The organism is Ruegeria sp. CDSA221, assembly GCF_059611825.1.
Map to the genome: position 1 here is coordinate 46,772 of NZ_JBXWPK010000008.1, position 24,324 is coordinate 71,095.

28 protein-coding genes are annotated in these 24,324 nt (G+C 56.9%); 9 read left to right on the plus strand and 19 right to left on the minus strand.

The window, feature by feature from the left end; genetic code table 11:
- Positions 1 to 28: 28 nt before the first annotated feature.
- Positions 29 to 880: a bifunctional helix-turn-helix domain-containing protein/methylated-DNA--[protein]-cysteine S-methyltransferase gene (locus tag AC2FJ5_RS13405; RefSeq protein WP_281973788.1), complete on the minus strand. Its 852-nt coding sequence runs from the start codon at positions 878 to 880 to the stop codon at positions 29 to 31.
- 77 nt (positions 881 to 957) lie between these two features.
- Positions 958 to 2,001, minus strand: a complete 1,044-nt coding sequence (locus tag AC2FJ5_RS13410) for a heme-binding protein (protein WP_496793653.1) — start codon at positions 1,999 to 2,001, stop codon at positions 958 to 960.
- A 210-nt stretch (positions 2,002 to 2,211) separates the two neighbouring features.
- Between AC2FJ5_RS13410 and nth the strand changes: the two genes are divergently transcribed.
- A complete protein-coding gene (nth, locus tag AC2FJ5_RS13415) occupies positions 2,212 to 2,856 on the plus strand; it encodes an endonuclease III (RefSeq protein WP_271952085.1) in 645 nt (214 codons plus the stop codon).
- Positions 2,853 to 3,842 carry an adenosine kinase gene (locus AC2FJ5_RS13420; RefSeq protein WP_496709465.1) on the plus strand — a complete coding sequence of 330 codons (990 nt, stop codon included), beginning with the start codon at positions 2,853 to 2,855 and terminating at the stop codon, positions 3,840 to 3,842. Before nth ends, AC2FJ5_RS13420 begins: the two co-directional genes overlap by 4 nt.
- A gap of 55 nt (positions 3,843 to 3,897) precedes the next feature.
- On the opposite strand, the gene trhA is transcribed toward AC2FJ5_RS13420, so the two are convergent.
- Together trhA and AC2FJ5_RS13430 are read right to left on the minus strand one after the other, a co-directional pair.
- Positions 3,898 to 4,545 carry a PAQR family membrane homeostasis protein TrhA gene (gene trhA / locus AC2FJ5_RS13425; protein WP_496697780.1) on the minus strand — a complete coding sequence of 216 codons (648 nt, stop codon included), beginning with the start codon at positions 4,543 to 4,545 and terminating at the stop codon, positions 3,898 to 3,900.
- A gap of 1 nt (position 4,546) precedes the next feature.
- Positions 4,547 to 5,032 carry an RNA pyrophosphohydrolase gene (locus AC2FJ5_RS13430; protein WP_496709464.1) on the minus strand — a complete coding sequence of 162 codons (486 nt, stop codon included), beginning with the start codon at positions 5,030 to 5,032 and terminating at the stop codon, positions 4,547 to 4,549.
- Positions 5,033 to 5,170: 138 nt separating this feature from the next.
- On the opposite strand from AC2FJ5_RS13430, the gene AC2FJ5_RS13435 reads away from it, so the two are divergent.
- The gene (locus AC2FJ5_RS13435) at positions 5,171 to 7,198 is read left to right on the plus strand and encodes an FAD-dependent oxidoreductase (protein ID WP_496793654.1); all 2,028 of its coding nucleotides are present in this window, start codon (positions 5,171 to 5,173) and stop codon (positions 7,196 to 7,198) included.
- Positions 7,199 to 7,249: 51 nt separating this feature from the next.
- Here the strand turns inward: AC2FJ5_RS13435 and AC2FJ5_RS13440 are convergent, their stop codons facing one another.
- A complete protein-coding gene (locus tag AC2FJ5_RS13440; RefSeq protein ID WP_496697784.1) occupies positions 7,250 to 7,858 on the minus strand; it encodes a LysE family translocator in 609 nt (202 codons plus the stop codon).
- Between the two features lie 127 nt (positions 7,859 to 7,985).
- Positions 7,986 to 8,426 carry a DUF4399 domain-containing protein gene (locus tag AC2FJ5_RS13445; RefSeq protein WP_281973795.1) on the minus strand — a complete coding sequence of 147 codons (441 nt, stop codon included), beginning with the start codon at positions 8,424 to 8,426 and terminating at the stop codon, positions 7,986 to 7,988.
- Between the two features lie 228 nt (positions 8,427 to 8,654).
- On the opposite strand from AC2FJ5_RS13445, the gene AC2FJ5_RS13450 reads away from it, so the two are divergent.
- A complete protein-coding gene (locus tag AC2FJ5_RS13450) occupies positions 8,655 to 9,560 on the plus strand; it encodes a LysR family transcriptional regulator (RefSeq protein WP_271952071.1) in 906 nt (301 codons plus the stop codon).
- Between the two features lie 57 nt (positions 9,561 to 9,617).
- On the opposite strand, the gene AC2FJ5_RS13455 is transcribed toward AC2FJ5_RS13450, so the two are convergent.
- Positions 9,618 to 10,535, minus strand: a complete 918-nt coding sequence (locus AC2FJ5_RS13455) for a hydrogen peroxide-inducible genes activator (protein ID WP_496679081.1) — start codon at positions 10,533 to 10,535, stop codon at positions 9,618 to 9,620.
- Between the two features lie 96 nt (positions 10,536 to 10,631).
- Here AC2FJ5_RS13455 and AC2FJ5_RS13460 point away from each other — a divergent pair, with 96 nt between their 5' ends.
- Positions 10,632 to 11,594: a sodium-dependent bicarbonate transport family permease gene (locus AC2FJ5_RS13460; RefSeq protein WP_496679078.1), complete on the plus strand. Its 963-nt coding sequence runs from the start codon at positions 10,632 to 10,634 to the stop codon at positions 11,592 to 11,594.
- A gap of 3 nt (positions 11,595 to 11,597) precedes the next feature.
- Here AC2FJ5_RS13460 and AC2FJ5_RS13465 read toward each other — a convergent pair whose 3' ends face one another.
- Genes AC2FJ5_RS13465 through AC2FJ5_RS13480 form a run of 4 tightly spaced genes read right to left on the minus strand, consistent with a single transcriptional unit; the run spans position 11,598 to position 14,513 of the window.
- Positions 11,598 to 12,500 (minus strand): OmpA family protein, encoded by a 903-nt coding sequence (locus AC2FJ5_RS13465; protein ID WP_496793655.1) that lies wholly within the window; start codon positions 12,498 to 12,500, stop codon positions 11,598 to 11,600.
- Positions 12,497 to 13,069 (minus strand): peroxidase-related enzyme, encoded by a 573-nt coding sequence (locus tag AC2FJ5_RS13470; protein ID WP_496709462.1) that lies wholly within the window; start codon positions 13,067 to 13,069, stop codon positions 12,497 to 12,499. The genes AC2FJ5_RS13465 and AC2FJ5_RS13470 overlap by 4 nt, the downstream gene beginning before the upstream one ends.
- Positions 13,066 to 13,794: a GNAT family N-acetyltransferase gene (locus tag AC2FJ5_RS13475; protein WP_496709461.1), complete on the minus strand. Its 729-nt coding sequence runs from the start codon at positions 13,792 to 13,794 to the stop codon at positions 13,066 to 13,068. Before AC2FJ5_RS13475 ends, AC2FJ5_RS13470 begins: the two co-directional genes overlap by 4 nt.
- A complete protein-coding gene (locus AC2FJ5_RS13480; protein WP_496793657.1) occupies positions 13,791 to 14,513 on the minus strand; it encodes a competence/damage-inducible protein A in 723 nt (240 codons plus the stop codon). Before AC2FJ5_RS13480 ends, AC2FJ5_RS13475 begins: the two co-directional genes overlap by 4 nt.
- 49 nt (positions 14,514 to 14,562) lie before the next feature.
- Between AC2FJ5_RS13480 and sfsA the strand changes: the two genes are divergently transcribed.
- Complete coding sequence (sfsA, locus tag AC2FJ5_RS13485) at positions 14,563 to 15,279, plus strand: DNA/RNA nuclease SfsA (RefSeq protein ID WP_496707023.1); 717 nt, start codon at positions 14,563 to 14,565, stop codon at positions 15,277 to 15,279.
- Positions 15,280 to 15,570: 291 nt separating this feature from the next.
- Here the strand turns inward: sfsA and AC2FJ5_RS13490 are convergent, their stop codons facing one another.
- The 3 genes from AC2FJ5_RS13490 to AC2FJ5_RS13500 are packed head-to-tail and all read right to left on the minus strand — an operon-like array spanning position 15,571 to position 17,068.
- The gene (locus tag AC2FJ5_RS13490; protein ID WP_496793658.1) at positions 15,571 to 16,107 is read right to left on the minus strand and encodes a GNAT family N-acetyltransferase; all 537 of its coding nucleotides are present in this window, start codon (positions 16,105 to 16,107) and stop codon (positions 15,571 to 15,573) included.
- Positions 16,104 to 16,511 carry a DUF6632 domain-containing protein gene (locus AC2FJ5_RS13495; protein WP_496793659.1) on the minus strand — a complete coding sequence of 136 codons (408 nt, stop codon included), beginning with the start codon at positions 16,509 to 16,511 and terminating at the stop codon, positions 16,104 to 16,106. The genes AC2FJ5_RS13490 and AC2FJ5_RS13495 overlap by 4 nt, the downstream gene beginning before the upstream one ends.
- On the minus strand, positions 16,508 to 17,068 hold the full coding sequence (locus AC2FJ5_RS13500) for a carboxymuconolactone decarboxylase family protein (RefSeq protein WP_496793660.1): 561 nt from the start codon (positions 17,066 to 17,068) through the stop codon (positions 16,508 to 16,510). Before AC2FJ5_RS13500 ends, AC2FJ5_RS13495 begins: the two co-directional genes overlap by 4 nt.
- A 145-nt stretch (positions 17,069 to 17,213) precedes the next feature.
- Here AC2FJ5_RS13500 and AC2FJ5_RS13505 point away from each other — a divergent pair, with 145 nt between their 5' ends.
- Positions 17,214 to 17,915 (plus strand): winged helix-turn-helix transcriptional regulator, encoded by a 702-nt coding sequence (locus tag AC2FJ5_RS13505; RefSeq protein WP_496703513.1) that lies wholly within the window; start codon positions 17,214 to 17,216, stop codon positions 17,913 to 17,915.
- On the opposite strand, the gene AC2FJ5_RS13510 is transcribed toward AC2FJ5_RS13505, so the two are convergent.
- From AC2FJ5_RS13510 to AC2FJ5_RS13525, 4 genes are all read right to left on the minus strand, one after another.
- Complete coding sequence (locus tag AC2FJ5_RS13510) at positions 17,912 to 18,919, minus strand: NAD(P)H-dependent flavin oxidoreductase (protein WP_496789827.1); 1,008 nt, start codon at positions 18,917 to 18,919, stop codon at positions 17,912 to 17,914. The genes AC2FJ5_RS13505 and AC2FJ5_RS13510 overlap by 4 nt on opposite strands.
- A 12-nt stretch (positions 18,920 to 18,931) precedes the next feature.
- Positions 18,932 to 20,167 (minus strand): NAD(P)-binding domain-containing protein, encoded by a 1,236-nt coding sequence (locus tag AC2FJ5_RS13515; protein WP_496793661.1) that lies wholly within the window; start codon positions 20,165 to 20,167, stop codon positions 18,932 to 18,934.
- Between the two features lie 27 nt (positions 20,168 to 20,194).
- Positions 20,195 to 20,761 (minus strand): OsmC family protein, encoded by a 567-nt coding sequence (locus tag AC2FJ5_RS13520; protein WP_496793662.1) that lies wholly within the window; start codon positions 20,759 to 20,761, stop codon positions 20,195 to 20,197.
- Positions 20,762 to 21,707: 946 nt separating this feature from the next.
- Complete coding sequence (locus AC2FJ5_RS13525; RefSeq protein ID WP_496793663.1) at positions 21,708 to 22,640, minus strand: tetratricopeptide repeat protein; 933 nt, start codon at positions 22,638 to 22,640, stop codon at positions 21,708 to 21,710.
- A 24-nt stretch (positions 22,641 to 22,664) separates the two neighbouring features.
- Here AC2FJ5_RS13525 and AC2FJ5_RS13530 point away from each other — a divergent pair, with 24 nt between their 5' ends.
- Together AC2FJ5_RS13530 and map are read left to right on the plus strand one after the other, a co-directional pair.
- Complete coding sequence (locus tag AC2FJ5_RS13530; RefSeq protein WP_496793664.1) at positions 22,665 to 22,814, plus strand: hypothetical protein; 150 nt, start codon at positions 22,665 to 22,667, stop codon at positions 22,812 to 22,814.
- A gap of 518 nt (positions 22,815 to 23,332) precedes the next feature.
- On the plus strand, positions 23,333 to 24,145 hold the full coding sequence (map, locus tag AC2FJ5_RS13535; RefSeq protein ID WP_496793666.1) for a type I methionyl aminopeptidase: 813 nt from the start codon (positions 23,333 to 23,335) through the stop codon (positions 24,143 to 24,145).
- Here the strand turns inward: map and AC2FJ5_RS13540 are convergent.
- Entirely contained in the window at positions 24,133 to 24,312 is a 180-nt protein-coding gene (locus AC2FJ5_RS13540; RefSeq protein ID WP_496793667.1) for a hypothetical protein, read from the minus strand. The genes map and AC2FJ5_RS13540 overlap by 13 nt on opposite strands.
- Positions 24,313 to 24,324: the final 12 nt, after the last annotated feature.

Consider the following 24,324-nt stretch of genomic DNA (forward strand, 5'->3'; position numbering starts at 1 on the left):
GATCCCTATGGCTTTTTCTGATCAGAAATCAAGCGTCTGCTTGTGCCGCCTCATAGGCCAGCATGGCGCGTTTCACCGGCAGGCCCCAATGATACCCACCCAGCCCCCCGGATTTTCGCAGCGCGCGGTGGCAAGGGATCAGCCAACTGACCGGGTTTCGACCCACGGCCGTCCCGACGGCGCGCACAGCTTGCGGTGATCCCACCCGTTGCGCGATCTCGGAATAGGTTGTGACCTGGCCCGAAGGGATATGCATCAGCGCTTCCCACACTTTGATCTGCAGGGGCGAGCCTATCAGATACAGAGGCGTTGGTTCCAATCGGTCGCTCACCGCGCCAAATGCACTGAGCGCCCAGGGCCGCAGGCGCATCGGGTCCTCGACGAAATTGGCATTGGGCCAACGCGACAACATATCCGCCATGGCATTTTCTTCGCCGGTTTCGGCCCCAAAGGCCATTCCGCAGATGCCCTTGTCGGTGCCCATCACCAAAGCAGGACCAAAAGGACATTCAAACCATCCCCAATAGATGGTCAAACCGGCACCCCTACGGGCATATTCGCCGGGGCTCATGGATTCCCATTTCAGGAACAGATCATGCAGGCGACCGCTGCCGGACAGGCCAACATTCAGAGCGGTTTCCAGTGTCGTGAACCGCTCGCGCAGCAACGCCTTGGCATGGCCCAGCGTCAGATATTGCTGATACCGCTTGGGCGATACCCCGGTCCAACGTGAGAACAGGCGCTGGAAATGCGCGGGGCTCATATCCATCTGCTGTGCCAGTTCCTCAAGACTCAGGGCCTCTCCACCCTGATCAATCAGGTCAATCGCCCGGCGCATGACATTATAATGATAGCCGCTTTCTGGGGTCTGGACATTCATGGTCGCACTCCTTCGATAGACAGAAGATGGCCTGTTAACGACCAGAGTGCGACCCGATTCTTGCGCTATCTGCGCCCTCAGACTTGCGGGATAACGGTATAAGGTGCCGCCTCTTCCGGAGGTGCAACCTTTTCCATGAAGTTGATGCTGACATGCGGCCAGCGGATCAGACCGGGCTTCCCGTCAAAGCGTGGGAAGAAATCCAGACCAACATTCTGCAGATACATCATCAGCAGCTTGGGTTCACCGCCAATTCCCGGCTCGTCCAACTCCATGATCCAAAAGATCGAATCCATCACCGCCGCGTTGGCTTGTTTGACAACAAACGGAATGTTGACGATCCCGGCATCCTCAAGCGCGGTGTTGAACGGCAATATCGTGGTTTTTTTCACATTGTTCGGTATTCCAGCTGCCAGCAACAGATGCGGGTGCACAGGGTCGAAGCCTGGAAACCCCGGGGCGGTCACAACGCCGTTGAACGGATTATCGTGATAATGTTTGTAGGGCGAAAGATATCCGCTGTTCAGGTCCTTTGTGGCCCCTTCGGGCAGCCCGTCCACCACCGGAATCGTTGGCGGTCCATCGATCTCGCTCGCTTCTCCAAGACCTAACAGCGAGTCGCCATGTGGCACCGTTCCCAAACGTGCAACGTTCAGATTGTTTGTGGTCAGATTGGTCATATGCAGGAACAGACCGGGCTCGTGATGGATGGCCAGATCGGCAGGTCCCGCCAGTCCGCTGTCGGGGCGATCTTCAGCCGAGAGCTGCGCGATGGACTGCTGATAATCCAGCGTAACCACAAACTGATCGGTGTTAATGGTCGGGTCTCCTGAGGCCGGGTTCGGACGCTCAATCCCGCGGTTTGGAACCGCTTTGTCAACGGTCGTGAATTGAAGCGTTTCCTCGAATTGATTAACCAGCAGACGATAGTTGAGACGGCTGCCAGGCTCGGTCGCAAACGGAAGCGCGATCATGTTCCAGCCACGTCCGCGCGTGCTGTCGCCGTTCTTCCAAACTCCGGGCAGTAATTTCAGGGGGCCGAGGTCTTCGTCGCCTTGATGGGCCAGCTCAACAGACCGATAACGGGACTGCATTTTTGCGGCAAGATCTGGGTTCGCCATGGATCAACCTTTCAATAATTAAATAAAATATCCGCCAATGCGGGAAAAATGCGCTGAAATAAGAATTGGCTGCGCATCGCGAGAATAACACGAATCAGGCTTACCCTACGTAATCCAAAACCCACAGCTATCCGCTAAGCAGATTCTTGCTTGTGTGGTTACCCGAGCCATCGGCTTGCCCTGCGCCGCAATACGTGCATACGTCGCCGCATGGCCAAGCAACTTGATTACCACACGATCCGAGAGATTTTTACCCGCTTTCAGCAGGCTGACCCGGAACCTGAGGGTGAGCTAGAGCATGTGAATGTCTATACTCTGGTCGTAGCGGTGGCGCTGTCTGCACAGGCCACCGATGTCGGCGTCAACAAGGCTACGCGCGCCCTTTTCAAAACCGCCGACACCCCGCAAAAGATGCTGGACCTGGGCGAAGATGGCCTGATCGAGCATATCAAAACCATCGGTCTATTCCGCCAAAAGGCAAAGAACGTCATCAAGCTCAGCCGTATTCTGGTCGAAGAGTATGACGGCGAAGTTCCCAATTCCCGCGCCGCGTTGCAATCGCTGCCAGGCGTCGGGCGTAAGACCGCAAATGTGGTGTTGAACATGTGGTGGCGCTATCCGGCGCAGGCCGTGGATACGCATATTTTCCGTGTCGGAAACCGAACAGGCATCTGCCCGGGAAAACATGTGGATGCGGTTGAACGCGCAATCGAAGATAACATCCCGACCGATTTCCAACTGCACGCACATCACTGGCTTATCTTGCATGGCCGGTATCACTGCAAAGCACGCAAACCTATGTGCGGAACCTGTATCATCCGCGATCTCTGCCAATTCGAGGACAAGAACCTATGAAAACCTACCAGCTCACCGGTATTGGAAACGCCGTTGTGGACGTGATCTCTCAGGCCGATGACAGTTTTCTGGAACTGATGGGCATCGAGAAGGGCATCATGCAGCTGATAGAACAGGAGCGGGGTGAACTTCTTTACGCCGCTATGGAAGGCCGCGTGCAAACGCCGGGCGGATCCGTTGCGAACACGATTGCCGGTGCCGGCGCACTGGGACTGAGCGCAGCCTTTATCGGACGCGTACATGATGATGCGTTGGGACGATTCTACGCAGAGGCGATGCACGAGGACGGTGTGGATTTCGTGAACCCGCCGGTACCGGGTGGAGAGCTTCCGACTTCGCGCTCGATGATTTTTGTCTCACCCGACGGCGAACGGTCGATGAACACCTATCTGGGGATTTCCTCGGAGCTTTCCTCGGCGGATGTATCAGCCGAGGTCGCGGGTAACAGCCAGATCATGTTCCTTGAAGGCTATTTGTTCGACAAGGAAAAAGGCAAAGCTGCGTTCCTTCAGGCCGCACGGGATTGCCACAAGGGCGGCGGCAAGGCCGGGATCGCCATTTCTGACCCGTTCTGTGTTGAACGGCACCGGGTCGATTTCCTACTGCTGATCGAAAATGAACTGGATTTTGTGATCGGCAACGAGGCCGAGATCAAATCCCTGTTCGAAACCGACGATCTTGAGGATGCACTGGCGAAAACCGCCGATATCTGCCCTCTGGTGGTCTGCACCCGGTCAGGCGACGGGGTAACTGTGCTGAATGAAGGTCAGCGCTTTGACATTCCGGTGGAAAAAATCGTTCCCGTCGACGCCACCGGCGCAGGCGACCAATTCGCAGCCGGGTTCCTGTTTGGCATGGCCACTGGGCGGGACTATGAGACTTGCGCCAAGATGGGCAATGTCTGCGCCCGTGAGGTGATCAGCCATATCGGCCCGCGCCCCAAGGCGGATATGATCGATTTGCTCAAGCAGGGCGGCTTGCTTTAATCGGATCAGGACTGGCCTATAATTTGTGGGAGGGGCAGAGCCCCTCCCCTCACGGTTATCCCTGCACGAATAGGGCGATCCAGATGCCTACGAACATGAATATGCCGCCAAGATTGACCCAAGCGTGCCAAATCGCATAGCGGAAAGGCAGTGTCTTGCGGGCATAAAAGACTGTGCCGATCACGTAGCTTGCCGCCCCGGCCAGAATGCACCACAGGACTGAAACGGGGACATCTTTCAGATCGGGTATGGCGCACAGCCCCAGCGCGCCCAGACCCAGATAGGATGCTGTTGACCATCGGGACTTGACCGTCTTGTTGGCGATCTTGTTCCAGATGGCCACCACAGTCAGCCCCCAGCACAACCAGAGCAAAGTCATGGTCCAGCCGGTACCGGCCAGCAGGAAAAAGGGTGTGAAGGTGCCGCAGATACTGGAATAGATTGCGGCATGGTCTATGCGTCGTAGCAGCTGCCGACGCTGGTGCCAGCGGGAAAAGTGATAAAAACACGAGGCCAGATTAGAGCCCAACGCACAGGCTACATAAACCAGAACCGCAAGAATAAGCCCGCTGTCGAGCATCAGGTACGATTTGCGGATCAGCGCTCCGCCAGCGGTCAAAATCAACGCCAGACCGATAAGATGCACGACCAGATCGGCGCGGCGGTGGCATGGGTCCGGACTGGGATAGGTCTGTGGGATCATGTCAGTTCAGGTGATCCGAAAACGCTGCAACCACGTGTTCATACACGTCGCGTTTGAACGGCACGATTTCGGCAACCAGCTGTTCCGGTTCCTGCCATTTCCAGCGGGTGAATTCGGGATGCTCAGTCTGAATGTTGATCTGATCGTCGCGGCCAGAGAACCGCATCAGATACCATTTCTGCTCTTGACCCCGATACCGACCTTTCCAGATCTTCGGCACGATGTCATGCGGCAGATCATAGGGCAACCACCCCTCGGTCTCGGCGATGATCTCGACCAGATCTGCCGTGACGCCGGTTTCTTCCCACAGCTCGCGCAGCGCCGCATCGCGCGGGTCTTCACCCTGGTCCACACCACCCTGAGGCATCTGCCAGGCGTCCTTGTGGCGGTCGTTGCGCTGGCCGACGAATATCTTACCCTCGGCATTCATCAACATCAGCCCGACGCAGGGGCGGTAGGGCAGTTTGGCAATCTCTTCGGGGGTCATACGCGGCCTCGTGAACATGCTTTGGAGCGTCTGTAACAAGCAGCGGGCCCAAGGCAAAGGGTATGACGTTAGGTTTTGCGTGACAAAGATGACGCGAAGGTCAATCTGGCAGCCAAATTCTATAAGGGAGAGTTCTGGATGACTGCATACCCAAACATGCTGGCCCCGCTGGATCTGGGCTTTACCACGCTGAAGAACCGCGTGCTGATGGGCTCGATGCATACCGGGCTTGAGGAGACTGGCGATTGGAATCGGGTGGCCGAGTTCTATGCCGACCGCGCGCGCGGTGGCGTGGCGCTGATGGTGACTGGTGGGATCGGACCAAATCTTGAAGGTTCGGTACTGCCGGGGGCATCAATGATGACCAACGACAAAGAAGTGGCAAACCATTCCATCGTCACCCAGCGGGTGCATGAGGCCGGTGGCAAGATCGCGATGCAGATCCTGCATGCGGGGCGCTATGCCTACGGGCCGAAATGTGTCGCACCCAGCCCGGTGAAATCTCCGATCTCTCCTTTCCCGCCGACCGAGTTGGACGAAGAGGGTATCGAGAAACAGATCAGCGATATCGTGAACGCCGCGGTCCTGGCCCAGAAAGCGGGCTATGACGGGGTCGAGATCATGGGATCCGAAGGGTATTTCCTCAACCAATTTCTGGTGACTCACACCAACAAGCGCGAGGACCGTTGGGGCGGCTCTTATGAGAACCGGATGCGCCTGCCGATCGAAGTTGTCCGCCGCACGCGCGAGGCCGTCGGCACGGAATTCATCATCATCTACCGCTTGTCGATGATTGACCTGGTTCCCAACGGATCTACTCATGATGAGGTTGTGGAACTGGCGCAGCGGATCGAACAGGCCGGCGCCACGATCATCAACACCGGCATCGGCTGGCACGAGGCGCGGATTCCCACCATTGCCACCAGCGTTCCGCGCGCGGCCTTTGCTTGGGTGACCAAAAAGCTGATGGGCAAGGTCTCGATCCCAGTCATTACGTCAAACCGGATTAACACGCCGGAGGTCGCCGAAGAAGTTCTTGCCACGGGGTGCGCCGACATGGTCTCGCTGGCCCGCCCGATGCTGGCAGATGCGGATTTCGTTAACAAAGCCATCGCTGCTGAGGCGGCGACGATTGCACCCTGCATCGCTTGCAACCAGGCCTGTCTGGATCACACATTCCAGGGCAAACTGACCTCGTGCCTGGTAAACCCGCGCGCTTGTCACGAAACCGAACTGGTGATCACACAGGCCGACAGCGTGAAGAAAATCGCCATCGTAGGGGCGGGCCCGGCAGGCCTGTCCACCGCAATGACCGCCGCGCAGCGTGGCCATGACGTGACCATTTTTGACCGTGCCCGTGAGATCGGCGGCCAGTTGAACATGGCCAAGCAGGTTCCGGGCAAAGAGGAATTCTGGGGTCTGGTCGAATGGTACCGCACCATGATTGCCGATTTGGGCATTAAGGTAGTGCTTGAGCGCGAAGTGGGCGCCGACGATCTGACTGGTTATGACGAGGTGGTAATTGCCACCGGTGTCGTTCCGCGTGATCCGAAAATCCCTGGTCAGGACCGAGACAATGTCGTCGATTATATCGACGTCCTGCGCCACAAGACCCCGGTTGGCAAATCAGTGGCCGTGATCGGAGCAGGTGGGATTGGCTTTGACGTGTCCGAATTCCTGCTGGAAGAAGGCAACAGCATCACCACCGACTTGCCTGCCTGGATGAAGGAATGGGGCGTTACCGACCCGGCCGAGCATCGCTCGGGGCTGGCACCTGAAGGGCCACAACCTGCCGTCCCCGCGCGCCAGGTGACTTTGCTGCAGCGCAAGGCGCAAGCCCATGGCAAGGGGTTGGGCAAGACCACCGGCTGGATTCATCGCGCAACGCTGAAGATGAAAAACGTCAATTTCGTCGGTGGCGTGAATTATGAGCGGATCGACGATGACGGGCTGCATGTGAGTTTCGGCGAAGCACGCGAGAACCCGACAGTAATTGCGGTGGATACGATTGTTCTGTGCTCGGGCCAGATCTCGGACCGCAGCCTGGCCGATACGTTGATCGAACGTGGCATCACCCCACATGTGATCGGCGGCGCGGATGTTGCAGCCGAATTGGACGCCAAACGGGCCATCAATCAGGGCACGCGGCTGGCAACCACTTTCTGATTTGCCTTGGCCCGGTCCAGAACCGGGCCAATCGCTCTGCTGGTATTGGGGTCAGTCGGCCAGCGCCAGCTTTGCACCCAATGCCCCAAAGGCCCCGGCGAAACAGCGCCTGACCCAAGCCATGACAGTGGGCCGCTGGATCACATAGTCGCGTGCCACCGCAGCGAAAGCGCCATAGCCAACAAATACGACAAAGGTCATGGCCATGAAGGACAAGGCCAACTTGATCAGCTCTGCTTCGGCGGCACCTGTACCGGCAGGAATGAATTGCGGCAGAAAGGCCAGAAAGAACAAAGATAGCTTGGGGTTCAACACATTGATCAAGGTGCCCGTGATTGCAATCTTCACATACCCTTTTGCGGGTTTCTGGCTCTGTACATCCAATGCTCCGCCTTGCCGGACGATCCCCCAGGCCATGTAAAACAGATACAGCACCCCAAGGTATTTTAGCACCAGAAAGGCCAGCGCGCTGGTATGCAACAGGGCCGCAAGACCGACGATACTGGCCAGCGCAGCAGGTATGATCCCTATGGTACAGCCAATCGCCGCCGCAAAACTGGCCCAAAAGCCACGCCCCAACCCAACCGCAAGCGTATAGATCACGCCGGTGCCCGGTAAAAGCACAACGATCAGAGACGTCAGTAGGAACTCTGTCGACATCCTAGCCCTCCCTTTCCTAGCACGCAGAATTTCCGGTTCGAAAGGAAAAGTAAACGCCATACATCACCGTGGCCCGGCGGCATTCCTGAAAGCCCGCCGGATACCAACAGCAGAAGTCTCTTATCGCTTATTCAACGGTTATCGTAATCACCTCGGACACGATGGGCGTGGAATGCGGTACATGACCTGCATCGCCCAGCACTAGCTGAAGCGTATGTTCGCCTGCAGCCATTTCCAGCGTCACCTCGGTCTGACCGCCGCCAAAATGGATATGATTGTCATCCGCGGGCAGACCATAAGACAACTCATCCGCACCGTCCTCTCCCTGCCCCAAAGGCGGTCGGTCGATCAGCAGATGATGATGCCCGGTGTTTTCCTTTTCAGTACCCGCCGGCGCGACCCCCATGCCGCTGAGGCCAAAGACCACGGTGACCGGAGATTGGACAACGTCGCCGTCAGACAATTTCACAAAATAGACCTGCGCTTCGGGGTTTGATGGTGTTTCACCCCCGGCCAGAGCAAATGTCGCCGACAGGCAGGTTGCGGCAATAGCTAAAACAGCTTTCACAATCTTCTCCGTTGTCACAAATTTGCCATCCTCATGGTAGCATGTTTCGGCCCGAAATCGAGGATACCCGTTGTCAAAAGGCTTGTGGCCCATATGGAAACCACTGTTTCAGAGTTTCCCAAGCGCAAACGATCCGATTCAAATCCCTGATATTATCCCATGTCCGCCCTGTTTCCGCCCAGATTTGACGTAAAGATCAGTTAAAGAACCTACACCTGGGGAACAAGAATGGACCGACTGACCGAAATGGAAGCCTTCGCCAACGTGGTGGACCAAGGCGGTTTCACCGACGCGGCCAAGAAAATGGGCATCTCAAAATCGGCTGTGTCCAAGCACGTTTCCAGCCTGGAAGCACGCCTGGGCGCAAGACTGCTGAACCGCACGACGCGCCGCGTGTCACCAACCGAAATCGGGCTGGCCTATTATGACCGGGCCCGCCGCGTTCTGAATGACGCGGGCGAGGCTGATGCGCTGGTCACCTCGATGCAATCTGCCCCCTCTGGTCTGCTGCGGATCAGTGTGGCGACAGATTTCGGCGTGAATCACCTTTCTCCGGTTCTGTCAGGATTTCTAGCTGCCTATCCCGACATCACGGTGAATATGGTGCTGAACAATCGCTATGTTGAGCTGATCTCGGAAGGGTTCGACGTTGCTGTGCGGATTGGTGAGCTGGAAGACAGTACATTGCGCGCCCGCAAGCTGACCGAAACCGTCAAGCGGATGGTCGCCGCGCCCACCTATATCGAGAAATTCGGGCGTCCGCAAAAGATCGACGACCTGAACGAACACAAGCTGTTACATTATTCCAGCCAGTCTTCGGGCAATGTGTGGAAACTGACCGCACCTTCGGGTGAAAAACGTCAGGTCCGCACCGCCGGGTGGCTCAGCGTGAATGATGGGCAATCCTTGTTGAACGCTGCGGTCTCGGGGCTTGGGATCGCGCATCTGCCCAGCTATCTCTATGCCGAGGCGCTGAAGTCGGGCGAAGTTGTCGACGCAATGCCGTCGCTGCCCGATGAAGTGCAAGGCGTTTATGCCGTCTACCCGCCCGGCCGCTTTACGCAGCCCAAGGTGCGGGCATTCATTGATTTCCTCGTCGATGCCTTCAACGAAAAAGGCCCGATGGACTGGTAATTCTAATTTCTCCCGGTGGAAACTGAACGGCCCGCACATGTTGTGTGGGCCATTTTTTTAGTCGCTTAACACGGCCAGCCCCATACTCTGCGCGACCGTACGCAAGGATTGGATCAGGATATTCTGTCCGGGCAGATCAGCTTCTTTTCTGCGGGAAAGAAGCGCGATATCGCGGTTGGCATTTGTTATGGTCAACGGGCGCAAATGGACTTCATCGCGGTAAATCCCCTGACGTCTTGCATACAGGTCCGGCAACACCGCAACCCCAACCCCCGAGGCTGCCATCAGCACGATGGAATCAAGCGTGGTGCCCTCGTATTCATCCGACACCACCCCGCCGCATTCCGCCGCAAGCGCATAGACGATCCGGGACAGACGGTGGCTTTGGTCCAGGGTCAGGATCAGCCGGTCGCGCAAATCCTGGGCGGTGACACCCTGGGTATCACCCGCCAGCACATCATCCACAGCGACCCCGATCCACAGGGATTCGTTGAACAGGCGCTGCTGGATTGTGTTCGGATGGTCCTCGGGCGTGGACAGGATCAGATCGAACCGACCGGATTTCAGCCCTTGTTCCAGATCACGCGTGTTTTCCTCGCGCACGACAATGCGCAGACCGGGGCGGTCTTGATGGACCTTTTTGATGACCTGAGGCAGCAGGTAGGGCCCGATTGAGGGCAACACGCCCAGCCTTAGCCGTCCTGAGACCGGTGTCTCGCTGCTCATCGCGTGGCGCAGATCCCGGACATCGGCAAGGATCTTCTGGGCGCGCTCGATGAACTCTTGGCCTTTGGCAGTCACCTGAACACCACCCCGGTTACGATCAAAGATGCGCAGGCCAAGTTCTTGTTCTACAGAGGCAATTTGCGCCGAGAGGCTGGGCTGGCTGACATTCAGAACCTCAGCTGCCAATCCAAATCGACCCAGTCGGCTGACCGTAACGATATATTCCAGTTGCCTTAGTGTTGGGCGCATTTCATAGCTTTAAACTATCCAAAATTTAGAAAGATAATATTTGGATAACAAATATAGGCAAGGCACTTAGCCCGTGAAATCGGGACAGGAGCCAAAATGCCCAGCGTAATCGAAACCCTTTCCAGCAACTTGCTGGTCCCAACCATCCTTTTCTTCGTCCTCGGGCTGCTAGCGGCTTTTGCCCGCAGCGATCTGTCGATCCCCGCTGGGGCGGCCAAGTTCATGTCGCTGTATCTGCTGCTGGCCATCGGCTTCAAAGGCGGCAGCAGCCTGGCCGAGCACGGCATCCATATAGTCCTGTTCCTGACATTGCTGGGCGGTGTGGCGCTGTCATTTGTCATCCCCCTTGTGGCATTCGGCCTGCTCCGGGTCATGACACGGCTGGACGCGTTGAATGCGGCGGCTGTTGCCGGGCATTATGGGTCAATCTCAATCGTGACTTTCGTCACCGCAATCAGCCTGCTGGATCTGGTGGGGCTCAGCCATGATGGGTTCATGGTCGCTGTTGCCGCCGCAATGGAGGTTCCGGCCATCCTGTCGGCCCTGTGGTTGGCGCATAAAACCAGCAGTAATGGCGTCAAGGACAAGGGGCTGTGGCGTGATCTTTTGGCAAACGGGTCGATTGTCCTGCTGACCGGGGCTTTCCTGATCGGCGCGGTCACGGGTGGCGAAGGGATGCAGATGATTGCGCCCTTCATCGTCACACCCTTCACCGGCATCCTGTGCCTTTTCCTGCTGGATATGGGCATTTCCGCGGGGCGCAGCCTGATCAAGAACCGCGACAAGCTCTCGCTGGGTCTGTTTGCCTTTGGAATGCTGATGCCCCTGATCGGCGCTGCGATGGCCTGGGTGGTCGGGGCGGTGATCGGCCTGCCCGAAGGCAGCCTGTTCCTGTTCATGGTCCTGTCTGCATCCGCCTCGTATATCGCTGTGCCCGCGGCGATGAAGATCGCGCTGCCAAAGGCCGAGGCCGGGATCTATCTGACCCTGTCGCTGGGTGTGTCCTTCCCGTTCAACATCACGATCGGGCTGCCGCTGTACCTGTGGTGGGTGATGTAGGGATCAGTTGATCAGCAGAACCGCCTCGACCCGGCGGTTCAAATCGCGACCTTCGGCCGTTGCATTCGAGGTGATCGGAGCCAGATAGCCGATCCCCCGCGCCTCGACCCGGTCGGAGGCCACGCCGTATTTCTCGATCAACCGGGCGCGCACGGTCTGCGCCCGGCCGGTGCTGACCGATATGTTGGCCTCGAGTGCGCCAGTATCATCCGTGTGCCCGACCAGAGCCAGCCGCGTTCCGGGATTGTCCGACAGATACTGCGCAATCTCATTCAGAGAGCCGAAAGGCCCGTCACCCAGGGTTATCTCGCCCGTGCGAAAATGCAGATCACCCAGAATCACATGGCCCTCCTGTGCAAGCTCTGCCAACAGCCCCTGTGCCTGATCGACCGCTTCTTCGATCACCAACGGAGGCGCGGCTTCGGCCCCTTCAGGTGACACGCGGATCATCTGCACATAGCCATCGGGCGGGTTTCGGCTGACCAACAGGCTCAGAACTTCGTCGCCCTTGGCAGCGGACAAAAAGCGATAGTCCTGGATGGCCACATACATGTCAGGCGTGGGGACAACTTCGGTTCCAAAGCGAAAATCGAAGCCGCCGCAACTGCGGGCGTCGCAGTCAAAGAGAACCTCATACCCCTGGGCTTTGATCTGTTCCCGCAACGGGGCTAGCAGCTGCAAAGTGGTGCTGGACCCGGCCTGCAGCCGCCAGGTATAGCGCTCGACCCGCCCTTCGACCCGGCGCGCCGGGACTGCTCCGTCGGTATAGGGGCCAGTGGGCAGGTCATAGCTGTCCAACGGGCTCGTGCGGTCGCTGACCAATCGCGTACCCGAAGGAAGCGTCAGCTCCTGCCCGACAACAGGCGATGCCATGAGCAACAGGAATATAACGAGACGGCGGATCATCTTGATTGGGCGTGATACTCGGGGTTGGGGGACATCGCGGTCGCGCTTGCAACACGGTTCGACATGTTGAAAAAGCCGGTCACGTTGGCAATGTCCCAGATATCGCGGTCGCTAAACCCGGCATCCCGCAGGACCTGTCGGTCGGGCTCTTCGATCTTGGTGCTTTCGGTGGTCATTTTGGCCGCGAAATCCAGCATGGCACGCTGCCGCTGATCCAAAGGCGCAACCCGGTAGTTCATGACCAGCATTTCGCCCAGTTGCGGATCACCCGACAACTGCCTGACAGCCGCCCCATGTGCGACAAGGCAATAGAAACACTTGTTTATTGCCGACACGACCACTGCGATCATCTCGCGTTCAAGCTTGGACAACCCACTATCCGCCAGCATCAGATCATTATACATCGCGGTGAACGCGTTCAGCTTGTCGATGTCAAAGGCATAGGCTCGCAGGACGTTGGGCACAAAACCCAGCTTTTCGACGCAAATGTCGAAATACTTCTGTGTCTCCGGCGGTAGCGGATCCACCATCGGAAGGTTCAGCGCGGTGGGTGGGGTAAGATCGGTCACTTTGGGTTCTCTCCTTCAGCCAGCTGACGGTAGTGGTATTCTCCGGCAAGCTCCATCCCAAGCGCGCGATAAAGGCCATTGGCACCCGCATTCGCCTTGGTGCAAATCACGCTCAGCGTCCCGGCGCCCTGATCCTGTGCCCAGAGCGCAGCCGCGCGCATCGCCCATTGGCCCAGGCCCTGACGGCGATGAGCGGGCAAAATCTCAAGTGCGTGGACCATGGCCACGTCCCCGTGCATCGCAACAAACCCGGTACCAGCAGGTTGGTCACTATGGCGAAGCAGCAGGCCAGTCTTTGGACCCGGGGCTCGCTCCATCACGGCCAGCCGCTCTGGTCCAATCCCGCCCTCGGCCCAGATCTCACGCATGATTGCCAGCGGCTCCCATATCGAGAACACCGTTACGCGGGGGAGCGGAAGATCAGTCAGATGCTCAACCGGGCAGGTGTAAATATTGACCGGATCCAACACGGAATAGCCCCGGCCTTCAAGCTGCGCATCCAGCGCCTCGTCCCCTGGCCACAGGCAAAAGATGCGCTTTTGCCCCAGTGCCTGCATCGCGACCTCGGCCGCCGCGATATCGTCATCCAAGACCGGCCCCAGCGCATTGGCTGCACTCACCCGCGATCCGCCGCCCAGACCCTGACGCACCCAAAACGGCCCCTTCCTGTCGCGATGCGCAGATGGCCAAGTGCCATCGACGACATCAGGCCAGACAACGCTCACAGACCAAGCTCTTTCGCCAACCGGGTTGAGGCCGCATCAATCTGGGCGCCATCAGTTCCGCGGATGACAACGTTGGCACCGAACACACCATTGATCTGAAACGGATAACACCCGATGGACAGATCCTGAAAATCCGCTGCGAGTGCCGCAAGGGGGGCGGCGATATCGCCTTCGCCTCGATCCACCCGCAAGGTTTGGGACAGCAGAGGAACACCGCCGGTCAGACCCGGCAATACACTCGCCACCATCGCCTGAAAGACCGAGGGCACCCCAGCCATCACATGAACATTGCCGATGGTAAAGCCTGGCGCAGTCGACACCGGATTGTCGATCAGCGTGGCACCATCGGGGATGCGCGCCATGCGCAAACGGGCAGCGTTCAGTTCCAGCCCGGATTTCTCGTAATGCGCTTCAAGCAAAGCGCGGGCATCGTCGCGGATGTCGATATGCGCGCCAAAGGCACGGGCGATGCAATCGGCGGTGATATCATCATGGGTCGGTCCAATCCCACCGCTGGTGAAGACATGATCAAAATTTGCCGACAACGCCTGAACGGCGGCTTCGATTGCAGCGGCGTCATCGCTGACCACACGGACCTCTTTCAGGTCGATCCCCTGCTTGGTCAGCTCCTGCGCGAGATAATGCATGTTTGCGTCGCGGGTGCGACCCGACAGGATTTCATCCCCGATCACCAGCATGGCTGCGGTTGGATTTTGCATGGCCTGCGCCCCCTTGATCGACCCTTTCCGCAGGTATAGGCCCTGAAGCATGCGATTTGAAACCCCTCTTGTCCCCGCCCACCTGATCCGCCGCTATAAACGCTTTCTAGCCGATTGCAGGCTTGAGGACGGGCGCGAGGTGACAGCGCATTGCGCCAATCCCGGCTCGATGATGGGACTGGCCGAACCGGGCGAGAAAATATGGTTGGAGCCCAATGACGACCCGAAGAAAAAGCTGAAATATGGCTGGCGGCTGGTCGATCACGAAAACGGGCATTTCACCGGCGTGGATACATCCGTCCCGAACCGGGCGTTGCGCGCGGCATTGATCGCGCGGGAGATCCCCGAACTGGCAATGTATGAAACTGTACGCCCCGAGGTGAAATACGGCGAGAACAGCCGCGTTGATTTCCTGCTGACCCAGCCGGGCCTTCAGGACGCTTATGTCGAGGTCAAATGCGTGACCCTGTCTCGCGAACCCGGTCTGGCCGAATTCCCCGACAGCGTTACAGCGCGCGGAACCAAACATCTAGGGGAACTGACGGCTATGGTGGATCAGGGGCATCGCGCAATCCTGCTGTATCTGGTCCAGCGCACTGATTGTGAACGAATTGCATTGGCCGCAGATATCGACCCGACCTATGCAGCGGCGTTCGAGGCGGCGCAAGCTAGGGGTGTCGAGAAATTGGTCTATGGCACACGGATATCGCCTGAAGGGGTTTGGGTAAACGTGACCGAAAGCCAATCGTTCATGCAGAAGCGTTGAAAAGGCCCTTTGATCCCATCCTGTGAATTCGACCTTCTAGCAACGTGGGATTCTCTGCGTGAGCAAGAAAACCGGGGCGCTGGCCCATCCTGATCTAAACACCCATTGTCTGCCGTAAGAAGTGGGATTGCGGCGAATGCGCTGGCTGTTTGCCGCTGGCACATCCGGCAATGACAACAATGTACGATCATTGGGTCAGCAGTCACGACCAGGCAGATATCTTCCATGAGTATCTGAGGAATGCGTCATTACACGCAGTGCTGTCATAATCAGTCCACAACCTTGATCCAGTCATTGTGGGTCGAGTTGCAGGACCATGAAGGTTAGCCAATCCGCCATTTCCTCGCTGACATCATAATAGGGTTTGATCGGCTTAAAACCGAGCTTTTGATACAATCCTCGTGCCTCGATTTGCTCTGGGCCTGTATCAAGATACATTCTTGAGTACCCAAATTCGCGGGCTCGGAGGGTAAGATGCGTTGCAAGAGCCTGACCTACGCCTTGCCCGTGAAATTTCGGAACGACGAACATGCGCTTCATTTCGCAATATTCTGTATCGAGTGCGCGCAGACCGACACACCCAACGAATTCCTTATCAATGGTTGCGATTAACAACGTTCCTGTGGGCGCTCCATATATGCGATGCAGGTCTGAGAGCTCTCGTTCAAATTCAACCGGGTCGAAATAGCGGGCGACAAGATTGCGATAGGCGTGATGGCGCAAGAACAACCAATCAACCAAGGCGCGCATCATGTTTTGTATGGCGGCGATTTCAGCGGGTGTCTGGGCGGTCTTGACGGCCACGCGCTGCAGAGCTGCGGTTTTCATTTGGGTGTTCCTTCGCTGGTTCTGGGTGTCTCTGATCGGCGTGGCGACAGATACCAAAGCACCGCAGCCATAATGATCAGGGCTGGGATATCGCCCACCAAATGACCGATCTCCATATGGTCCCGGCTGACTTGAGCGGTCATAATCGCTGCGTGGACGATACTGGACCAGATGGTAAAACCGATCAGGCTCTTGTGGTTCTGCGGGGCTGAGGATCCCCTGATCAGGAACCATCCCAGAACCGCGTAAATACCGCAGATCATCTGGAAATAGTGCTGACCTCCGCCACCATGCCAGACCCACCCCGAAGGCCAGATAACGGCCAGTGGATAGATCAGAAAACAGATGGTCCCAAACAGGGCCAAGGCGATCTTTAATCCCTTCGCGCGGCTTTCGGGGCTCATGCTGCGTCTGCCTTAGGAGTCCATGCATAGGGCGCAAATTCCGCGTCTAGCGGCAGGTCCAGTAAGTTGGCGGTCATGTTGCTTAGCGTCTTGTTTGCAACGCCTATGATTACCTCCAGCGCCTGCTCTGGGTGATAACCTGCCGCTAAAAATCCCGCGTATTCTTCGGTGCAGTCACAACCACGGTCTGTTGTGAGTTTCCGGGCAAACCGTGCCAGAGCACCAAGACGATCGTCTTCAGGGTCGCCCCCCGCACGCATCGCTCGAACATGGCTGTCACTCAGTTCGGCATCAGCAGCAAAAGCTGTGTGACCTGCGACGCAGTAGCGGCACTTGTTGGCCACGCTAACCGCAAGTTGGATCACCTCGCGTTCGGCGGGCGACAGGCTGCTGTTCCCAAAGGCGCCGGTCAGCCCGGCAAACCCGTTCATCGCATCAGGAAGACCGCCATAGACGGCATAAACGTTAGGAACAAAGCCACGTGCCTGCGTGATCGCGTTGAATATCGGACGTGATTGTGGGGCCGCTGTCTGGGGCGTGTGTATGGATAGGGACATAAGCACTCTCTGTTTTGCAGATCCGCAGTTGGGCTGCTTGATGTCATGAGATCTATCTGACGGCGTCCCTACGCGATGCTTTACAGATTGGAGCAAAGCACTATACCGATTGGAGTGCCTTACTACACTTTCTGGAGTAACTTTGATGTCGCACAGCTATGGCCAATGGTGCCCCATCGCCAAATCAACTGAAATCTTGGGCGAAAAATGGACCATGCTGATTGTACGCGAACTGTTGATGGGCAGCACACGTTTTTCAGAGCTCCAGCGTGGGTTGGGCGCGATCTCTCCCACGCTTTTGACGCGCAGATTGGTCACGCTCGAGGAATATGACCTTGTCTATAAGCGTCGTATTCAAGGCGGTCGGGGGCACGAATACCTACCAACCGCAAGCTGCCGGCAGCTGCAGCCAATCCTACTGGCACTTGGAAGTTGGGGCATGGAATGGTCAAAGGCGTTTATGAGCGACGCGGATTACGACGTCGAGCTTTTGATGCTTTATCTTCAACGAAGTATTGTTCCCGAGAACCTGCCCGGCAGCAGAACGGTCGTGTTGTTCCAGTTTACGGATTTCGCTGAGCAACCTAAATGGTGGATCACGGTTGAAGGTGGCAATGTTGATGTCTGCACAACCGACCCCGGTCTGGACGTGGACGTATTCATCACAACCAAGGTGCGCGCGATGGCGGATGCATGGTTGGGTCACACGACCTATAAGGCTGCCAAAGCCTCTGGCGCGATGGAGATCATCGGACCGGCGGCTCTGACACGTAATATATCAAGCTGGCTTTCCGATTGCATTTTCGCAAGCTTGCCGAATGCCGAAGAGATTTTGGCGGCACGTTAGGACAATCTTAGCGCAGCGCCGGCCTGTGCCGTAATACTGTCGATAATCGTTCCAGCGGGTTCAGTGCTGTTCACCAGGCCAACGCTTTGACCTGCCCACATCGATAACGCTTCAATCTCACCGGTCATCGAATGATGGGGTGTCGTGGATTGATAGGCCTTGATTGGTGCGATGCCTCGCATTGCAACCGTTTCACCGGACCGGTGACGTGCCCGATTGCCGGGGCGACCCTCTGCTAGCCAACGATCCGCTATGGCGTTACGCAGCACGCGATGTGCAGCATTTGACCATCCAACATTATAAAGATCGGTCTCATGGACTGTGTCTGAATGCTGGGCCGCTAAAAGCTGTGCGATGTATTCGGAATGCGCCGCACTTTCTGGGGTTGCCAGAAAACGAGTTCCCATGACAACGCCGCTGGCCCCCAAACAGAGGACCGCAGCCAACCCGCGCCCGTCCGAGATACCTCCGGCCGCCAGAACTGGCACCGATCCTGCCACATCCACGACGGCCGGAATCAGCGGCAGGGTCGCAACGGTCCCACGAACATGCCCTCCTGCTTCCCAACCCTGCGCGACCAATACATCAACGCCCGCATCAACGGCGCGTTTTGCCTCATTCGCAGACGAGACGGTTTGGATTACCAATGCCCCGCTGGCATGCACTTGTTTTACGAAGGGCGCTGCATCCCCCCAGAAGAAATGCACAGCATGAGGGCGATGCGATAGGCAAAGCTCTAATCGGGCTTCTTGCGGCATGTCGAGGCAAAGGTTTACGGCAAATGGCGCACCGGTCTTTGCCCGCAGGTTTGTAAGTTCAGCCTCAATAGTCTCTCTGCTGCTCCACGAGAAGGGCATGATCGGATAGCCGCCTGCATTGCCAACAGCAGCAGCCAAGTCGCTTTCCACGGCGCCGGCCATGGGGGCCAGCGCGATGGGGTGATCAACCGCAACCAGATCTGTAAACGCCGTCGAAATTGCGCGGGTTTTGATCGCCTTGTTCATGATTGAACTCCTTCAAGCCGCGTGGCGGTTTCGATTGGCAATAAGGTGATCGGAAAGGGCCTGCGCATCACCGCCCACGCCATCAATCAGCGCCGACTTCCGACGCCGCATGAAGGGCAATCCCAGGACGTATAGACCGGGTGCAACGATGCCCTGATCGTGGACCAAAATGCTTTTCCGGTCGAACACAGGAAGCTTCAGCCAACTGAATTCGGGGGAATAACCCGTTGCCCAGATGATGGTGCAGATCGCTCCGTTTCTCAGATTGGACATGAGGTGTGGCGGGTTGGACAATAACGTCGGGGGCAACAGCTGCGCCTCGGGAAGGCCTGTAATGTTCACGCGTTCGGCCCAGTCGTCGAAATGCTTAAGAAGGCGGCCGATCTTCAAGTCCGACATGGCACAGTGATTGGCAACTGAGCCGGAAAACTGCGCCATACCGTTTTGAATGCCGACCAGTCGACCCGTTACTGCAACCCCCATCGCCTGAAGCGTATTCAGGTCAATGGAGCCTATTCCAGAATCACCCATCAGTTGGAACGAGGGCACGCGGCGGGCTCGTTCGATATCGTCCACATCCTTGACGCGGACGTCCAGAATGCCGCTACGATCCATCCACCATTGAATATCCCGCCCACGATAACGCCGCGGCGCACGGATATGCGCCCCAACGGCAAGGGTCACAGCATGCCCCGCTTTGCAGAGTTCAGCGGCAATCTGCACGCCGCTGGCTGACCCTCCAACCACCAACACACCGCCCTTTGCAACTTGATCAGGCGATTTATACGTTCCGAGCGACAGCTGCGTGACGCCTTCCGGAACAGCGCCCGCCAACTGAGGCAGTTTAGGCCGTGCGCAAGCCCCACTGGCGACAACGACATGGTCGCAGATCCAATCGCCCTTGTTGGTGCGAACCAAATAGTTGTTCCCATGAAAGGTCACAGAATGAACAGCTGTGTGCTCTTCGACCGGGGCATCGATCGCATGGGCATAGTCACGCAGATAACCAGTGATCTGGGGCATGTTCATATACCCGTCCGGATCAGGTCCTTTATACCCATACCCCGGCAACCTTGACTGCCAATTTGGAGTAAGCAGCCGCAGGCTGTCCCACCTGTCTTTCATCCAGGACTGCGCCACCTCGCCCCGCTCCACCACAACATGCGCAACGGAACGGTCCGAAAGACACTTGCTCATTGCGAGCCCGGCTTGCCCGGCGCCAATGATGACAGTCGAAATATGTCGCATGACGCTCGCTCCTGTAGCAATCGCGGCCTAGGCGACGACCACATGTACGTTGGTCGGATTGGTCATAAGATCAAAAACAGTGGATCGTTTTTGTGACTGTGCGACCAAAGCGCGAATGTCATCGTCGCTTGCGTCAGCATCGATATCAAAGGTCACACGGACTCCACTGAAGCCGTTGCGAATGTCGGGGTCCATGCCCAATATCCCGCGCATATCCATATCACCCTCGACAACGCATTGTACGTCATGCAGTTGGATGCCCCGATGTTGCGCAACTGCAGCGATGCCACCGGTTAGGCAGCTCGCCAATGCGGACAATGCAATTTCCGGGGGGGTCGGCGCGCTGTCACGAGCAGCGAAAACTTCTGGATGGTCCGAGCAAATTGAAAAAGTTTCTTTGCGTGTGTGTTCTTCACCCAGGCCAAAATAGCCATTGATGGTGTTGCGGCTTTCACTGCCGTCGACCCAGTCGCAAGTGCTGCGGAATGTGAAGGACGCAGCTTTTGGCATCTCGGCAAATGCGCCCCGTGCCCCGATCAGGGCCTCGGTATTTACGCCATTTGAAACGGGCTTGTCTTGGGGTTGCGTGGTCATTGTGTTGTTCCTTTAGAAGTGTGTTGAGCTGTCGGTGCGGCTCGATACGACGACTTCTAGGGAACACGCGCTCTGCGAGAAACTTCACGGTCGAAAGCAATCCACTACATATTTGATAGTAAGAAAAAGAAGCTAACGCCGCTAGCATTGCGAAGGATGGATTTGGCGAAATTGGCTATTTGCCTAAGCCGATTTGTTCTGTGCCTTTTTGCCTGTTTTGGTAGGCCGCTCCCCATGTTGTCCGGCAGTACCGTTGAGCGCTTGATGCCAAGCAGGCTTCTTGACAGGGTTTGCACCCGGGCGCCTCGCCTTGGGCTTTTTGGATTTAGGCATTGGGTGTCCTCTCTTGGTTGCAGGCAGGCATATTAGGTTTGCAACCGGATTGATACCACCGAGTTCAGGCTTGGACATGATGTTAGGCAACTGGAATCAAATCAATCCGATCATACCCTTAAGTAGAAACGCATCAGGGATTGGTTTGCCCCAACAACAAAACTGATCCTTTGTGAATGCTGCGCCATGTATCAACGGTGGCAATGGCGGGCTGCGACGCAGCATGACAGGGCCGGATCGAGTGGCTGCTCTAGGCCGTCCTCATCCAAGTAAATGTGACTGAACCCCGAATTTCCTTCTGCCTCCGAGGTCTGGTCCAGCCCTACAAAGTCGAAAGCAATTTCTATACTTAACTTCAACTGGGCAAACCGGCTGCGCGTAGGCCAGCAGCAAGGTGTTCGAAATCATCTGGTTGCCGCCACATCGTCTGAAACCCATGAGTGAGAGTAGAAACGGTTTCTTCATTCACTCGGATACCTCGGCTCATGAGTTCGTCGCGACGTTCGGCTGTAAAAATCAACGAGGGCTGCTTCGGCCTCTGCCTGACGATCAAGCTTTGCGTAGGAGGCCGCCACGAATGCCGTCGCCAAGGAATTGAGCCGAGCCTCTCCCATCAACAAACCGAGTGCCGCTTAGAAGTCTTCGCAGAAGAATTGTATCTGTCCCATAATCCAATCGATGGCCGGGGGGGGAGCAAAGGATCCAACTGCATTGCCTCAGATACGACGTCACGCGCCTTCTCATGCCTCCCGAGCAAAAGAAAGGCGTATCCGCACCAAGCCATGGACTCTGCCTCGTTTTCGATCAAAGACAGCGTTTGTTCAAACTGGGTTTCAGCCTCTTGCCAAAGGCCTGCGCACAAATAGGCGAAACCGAGTTGGTCCTGGATGTAGACATCCCGGTTGTCCAGTGCCGCCCTCTTTCGAGAAATGTGCAATACATGGTTGGTCGCTTCGGTACCCGCTAACCCTAGCCAAATATCAATGGCATAGGTATCTGAAAGGTACATGAACGATCGCGCGATTGTCGGGTCGAGGGCTACCGCCCGTTCTAGCAGGGCCCGTGCCTTTGTCGTATCTCGGGCATTCAGGCCCTCGCGAAGGGCTTTGCCCTTTAGCATTAGCTCGTAAGCCTTCATTTCATTTTCTGGCTTTCGGGTCGAACGATCGTCAACATCGTGCTGAACCCGCCCGGGGAGGACCGCCACGATGCTTCGTGTCACATCGTCTTGAACCTCCAAAATATCCTCTAATTCACGATCATTTCGATCCGACCACAACTGCGATCCCGAAATTGAGTCGGAGAGCTGCACCGAAACTCTGACCCGGCTCCCTGCTTTTCGCACACTACCTTCGACAAGATAATCCGCGCCCAAAGTCGCCGCAATTTTAGCTGGATCAGCTTGCTTGCGTCTGAAGCGAAAAGAGGCGTTCCTTGAGACCAACTGAAGCGTGCGAAAGCGCGGCAATCCCGTGATGACGTCTTCTGTAATACCATCACTGAAAAAAAACTGTTCTGGATCATCGCTCAGGTTGTGGAATGGCAAAACGGCGATTGTGGGCGAATTGCCATGGCCGCAGATATCGACCCGACCTATGCAGCGGCGTTCGAGGCGGCGCAGCTAGGGGTGTCGAGAAACTGGTCTACGGTACGCGGATATCGCCTGAGGGCGATTTGGGTGAACTTAGCCGAAAAACTATCGTTCATGCAGAAGCGTTGAAGGGATAGTTTGAGCCCAAACTTACTTCCTACCACCGAACCACCAGTTCGATAGCCCAACAACGGGTCCCAGCAAATAGAGCATCAAAAACAGCCAGCCCCAGACCAAAACGTTTGAAGCGATAGCAAGGTGATTTGGGAAAAGAGAGACAGCGGTTTTCCATAACAGTATGAAAACGAACTGCGTTGCCAGTAAAAAGGCAATTGCCCTCACTGGGTGTCGCTTCAGTTCTCCATCGAAATCAAACAGTAACTTTTTCAATGTTCCGGCTCCGGCCTCTCAACCCACTCTGCACATCCCAGAACAAACGGCAACTTTGTCCCGCCAAGCCGACGTTAGCACCCCCTCTGACTGGGCAATGTGCTCAGAAAAAGCACGCGCCCAACAAAGGCGATCCGATCAATCCTTGAAGCCACGGCATTGATCCCCATCTTAACCCGCGACCGTGCGCCCTCTGGTACTTTCTGCACAAGCAGCGTAAAAAGGGTGCTGCGCGAAATATTTGGAGCCTCGCATCGATGAAAGAACATCGTGGCCGTCTGACCAAGGACGGTATCCGTATCTATGAACAGGGTGACTTTGCCGGCATGCAGGCGGCAGGGGCTTTGGCTGCGCGGATATTGGATGATATTGCCGATCATGTGTTCGTCGGCCAGACCACTGGCGCGATTGACGGGCTCATCACGCAGCTGGTCGAGGATGCAGGCGCAACTTCGGCCACGATTGGATATAAGGGCTATCAGCATGCCAGCTGTATCAGCGTCAATCATGTGGTCTGCCACGGCATTCCCGGCGACAAAAAGCTGAAGGATGGCGATATCCTGAATATCGACGTGACCGTTATTGTCGACGGCTGGTTCGGGGATACCTCGCGCATGTATGTAGCCGGCAAGCTGCCGCGCAAAGCCGAACGGTTGATCCAGATCACTCATGATGCCCTGTTCAAGGGCATCGAGATGGTCAAACCCGGCAACACGTTCGGCGATATCGGCCACGCGATTCAATCATTTGTCGAGGCACACCGGATGAGCGTAGTCCGCGATTTTTGCGGCCACGGGCTGGGCCGGGTCTTCCATGCACCGCCAAACGTTCTGCACTATGGCCGTCCGGGCACTGGTGCGGTTCTGGAAGAGGGCATGTTCTTTACCATCGAACCGATGGTCAATCTGGGCCGCCCCGAGACCAAGACGCTGGCCGATGACTGGACCGCCGTGACGCGCGACAAGTCACTGTCGGCACAGTTTGAACACTCGGTCGGTGTAACGGCAGATGGGGTCGAGATCTTTACCCTGTCGCCAGGCGGTAAGTACCACCCGACTTATTCTTCCTGATCCGCCGCCTGATCCCGTAGCAGCTTTAGCAGCAGGGTTTCCCGCCCCCATGGCGTGACCGCATCATTGATGAAAACCGGCGCGCGCAGAGGCGTGCGCTGGGGATCGGTTGCGGTGTCAGCCTTTTGCGGAGGTGACCAATTCAACGGGGTCAGTGCACGGTCCATGCCCCGCAGGGT

Coding starts and splice junctions, on each gene's coding strand:
- AC2FJ5_RS13405 (WP_281973788.1), bottom strand. CDS start 880: ATGAATGTCCAGACCCCAGAAAGCGGCTATCATTATAATGTCATGCGC.
- AC2FJ5_RS13410 (WP_496793653.1), bottom strand. CDS start 2,001: ATGGCGAACCCAGATCTTGCCGCAAAAATGCAGTCCCGTTATCGGTCT.
- nth (WP_271952085.1), top strand. CDS start 2,212: ATGGCCAAGCAACTTGATTACCACACGATCCGAGAGATTTTTACCCGC.
- AC2FJ5_RS13420 (WP_496709465.1), top strand. CDS start 2,853: ATGAAAACCTACCAGCTCACCGGTATTGGAAACGCCGTTGTGGACGTG.
- trhA (WP_496697780.1), bottom strand. CDS start 4,545: ATGATCCCACAGACCTATCCCAGTCCGGACCCATGCCACCGCCGCGCC.
- AC2FJ5_RS13430 (WP_496709464.1), bottom strand. CDS start 5,032: ATGACCCCCGAAGAGATTGCCAAACTGCCCTACCGCCCCTGCGTCGGG.
- AC2FJ5_RS13435 (WP_496793654.1), top strand. CDS start 5,171: ATGACTGCATACCCAAACATGCTGGCCCCGCTGGATCTGGGCTTTACC.
- AC2FJ5_RS13440 (WP_496697784.1), bottom strand. CDS start 7,858: ATGTCGACAGAGTTCCTACTGACGTCTCTGATCGTTGTGCTTTTACCG.
- AC2FJ5_RS13450 (WP_271952071.1), top strand. CDS start 8,655: ATGGACCGACTGACCGAAATGGAAGCCTTCGCCAACGTGGTGGACCAA.
- AC2FJ5_RS13455 (WP_496679081.1), bottom strand. CDS start 10,535: ATGCGCCCAACACTAAGGCAACTGGAATATATCGTTACGGTCAGCCGA.
- AC2FJ5_RS13460 (WP_496679078.1), top strand. CDS start 10,632: ATGCCCAGCGTAATCGAAACCCTTTCCAGCAACTTGCTGGTCCCAACC.
- AC2FJ5_RS13465 (WP_496793655.1), bottom strand. CDS start 12,500: ATGATCCGCCGTCTCGTTATATTCCTGTTGCTCATGGCATCGCCTGTT.
- AC2FJ5_RS13480 (WP_496793657.1), bottom strand. CDS start 14,513: ATGCAAAATCCAACCGCAGCCATGCTGGTGATCGGGGATGAAATCCTG.
- sfsA (WP_496707023.1), top strand. CDS start 14,563: ATGCGATTTGAAACCCCTCTTGTCCCCGCCCACCTGATCCGCCGCTAT.
- AC2FJ5_RS13490 (WP_496793658.1), bottom strand. CDS start 16,107: ATGAAAACCGCAGCTCTGCAGCGCGTGGCCGTCAAGACCGCCCAGACA.
- AC2FJ5_RS13495 (WP_496793659.1), bottom strand. CDS start 16,511: ATGAGCCCCGAAAGCCGCGCGAAGGGATTAAAGATCGCCTTGGCCCTG.
- AC2FJ5_RS13500 (WP_496793660.1), bottom strand. CDS start 17,068: ATGTCCCTATCCATACACACGCCCCAGACAGCGGCCCCACAATCACGT.
- AC2FJ5_RS13505 (WP_496703513.1), top strand. CDS start 17,214: ATGTCGCACAGCTATGGCCAATGGTGCCCCATCGCCAAATCAACTGAA.
- AC2FJ5_RS13510 (WP_496789827.1), bottom strand. CDS start 18,919: ATGAACAAGGCGATCAAAACCCGCGCAATTTCGACGGCGTTTACAGAT.
- AC2FJ5_RS13515 (WP_496793661.1), bottom strand. CDS start 20,167: ATGCGACATATTTCGACTGTCATCATTGGCGCCGGGCAAGCCGGGCTC.
- AC2FJ5_RS13520 (WP_496793662.1), bottom strand. CDS start 20,761: ATGACCACGCAACCCCAAGACAAGCCCGTTTCAAATGGCGTAAATACC.
- AC2FJ5_RS13530 (WP_496793664.1), top strand. CDS start 22,665: ATGGCCGCAGATATCGACCCGACCTATGCAGCGGCGTTCGAGGCGGCG.
- map (WP_496793666.1), top strand. CDS start 23,333: ATGAAAGAACATCGTGGCCGTCTGACCAAGGACGGTATCCGTATCTAT.
- AC2FJ5_RS13540 (WP_496793667.1), bottom strand. CDS start 24,312: ATGGACCGTGCACTGACCCCGTTGAATTGGTCACCTCCGCAAAAGGCT.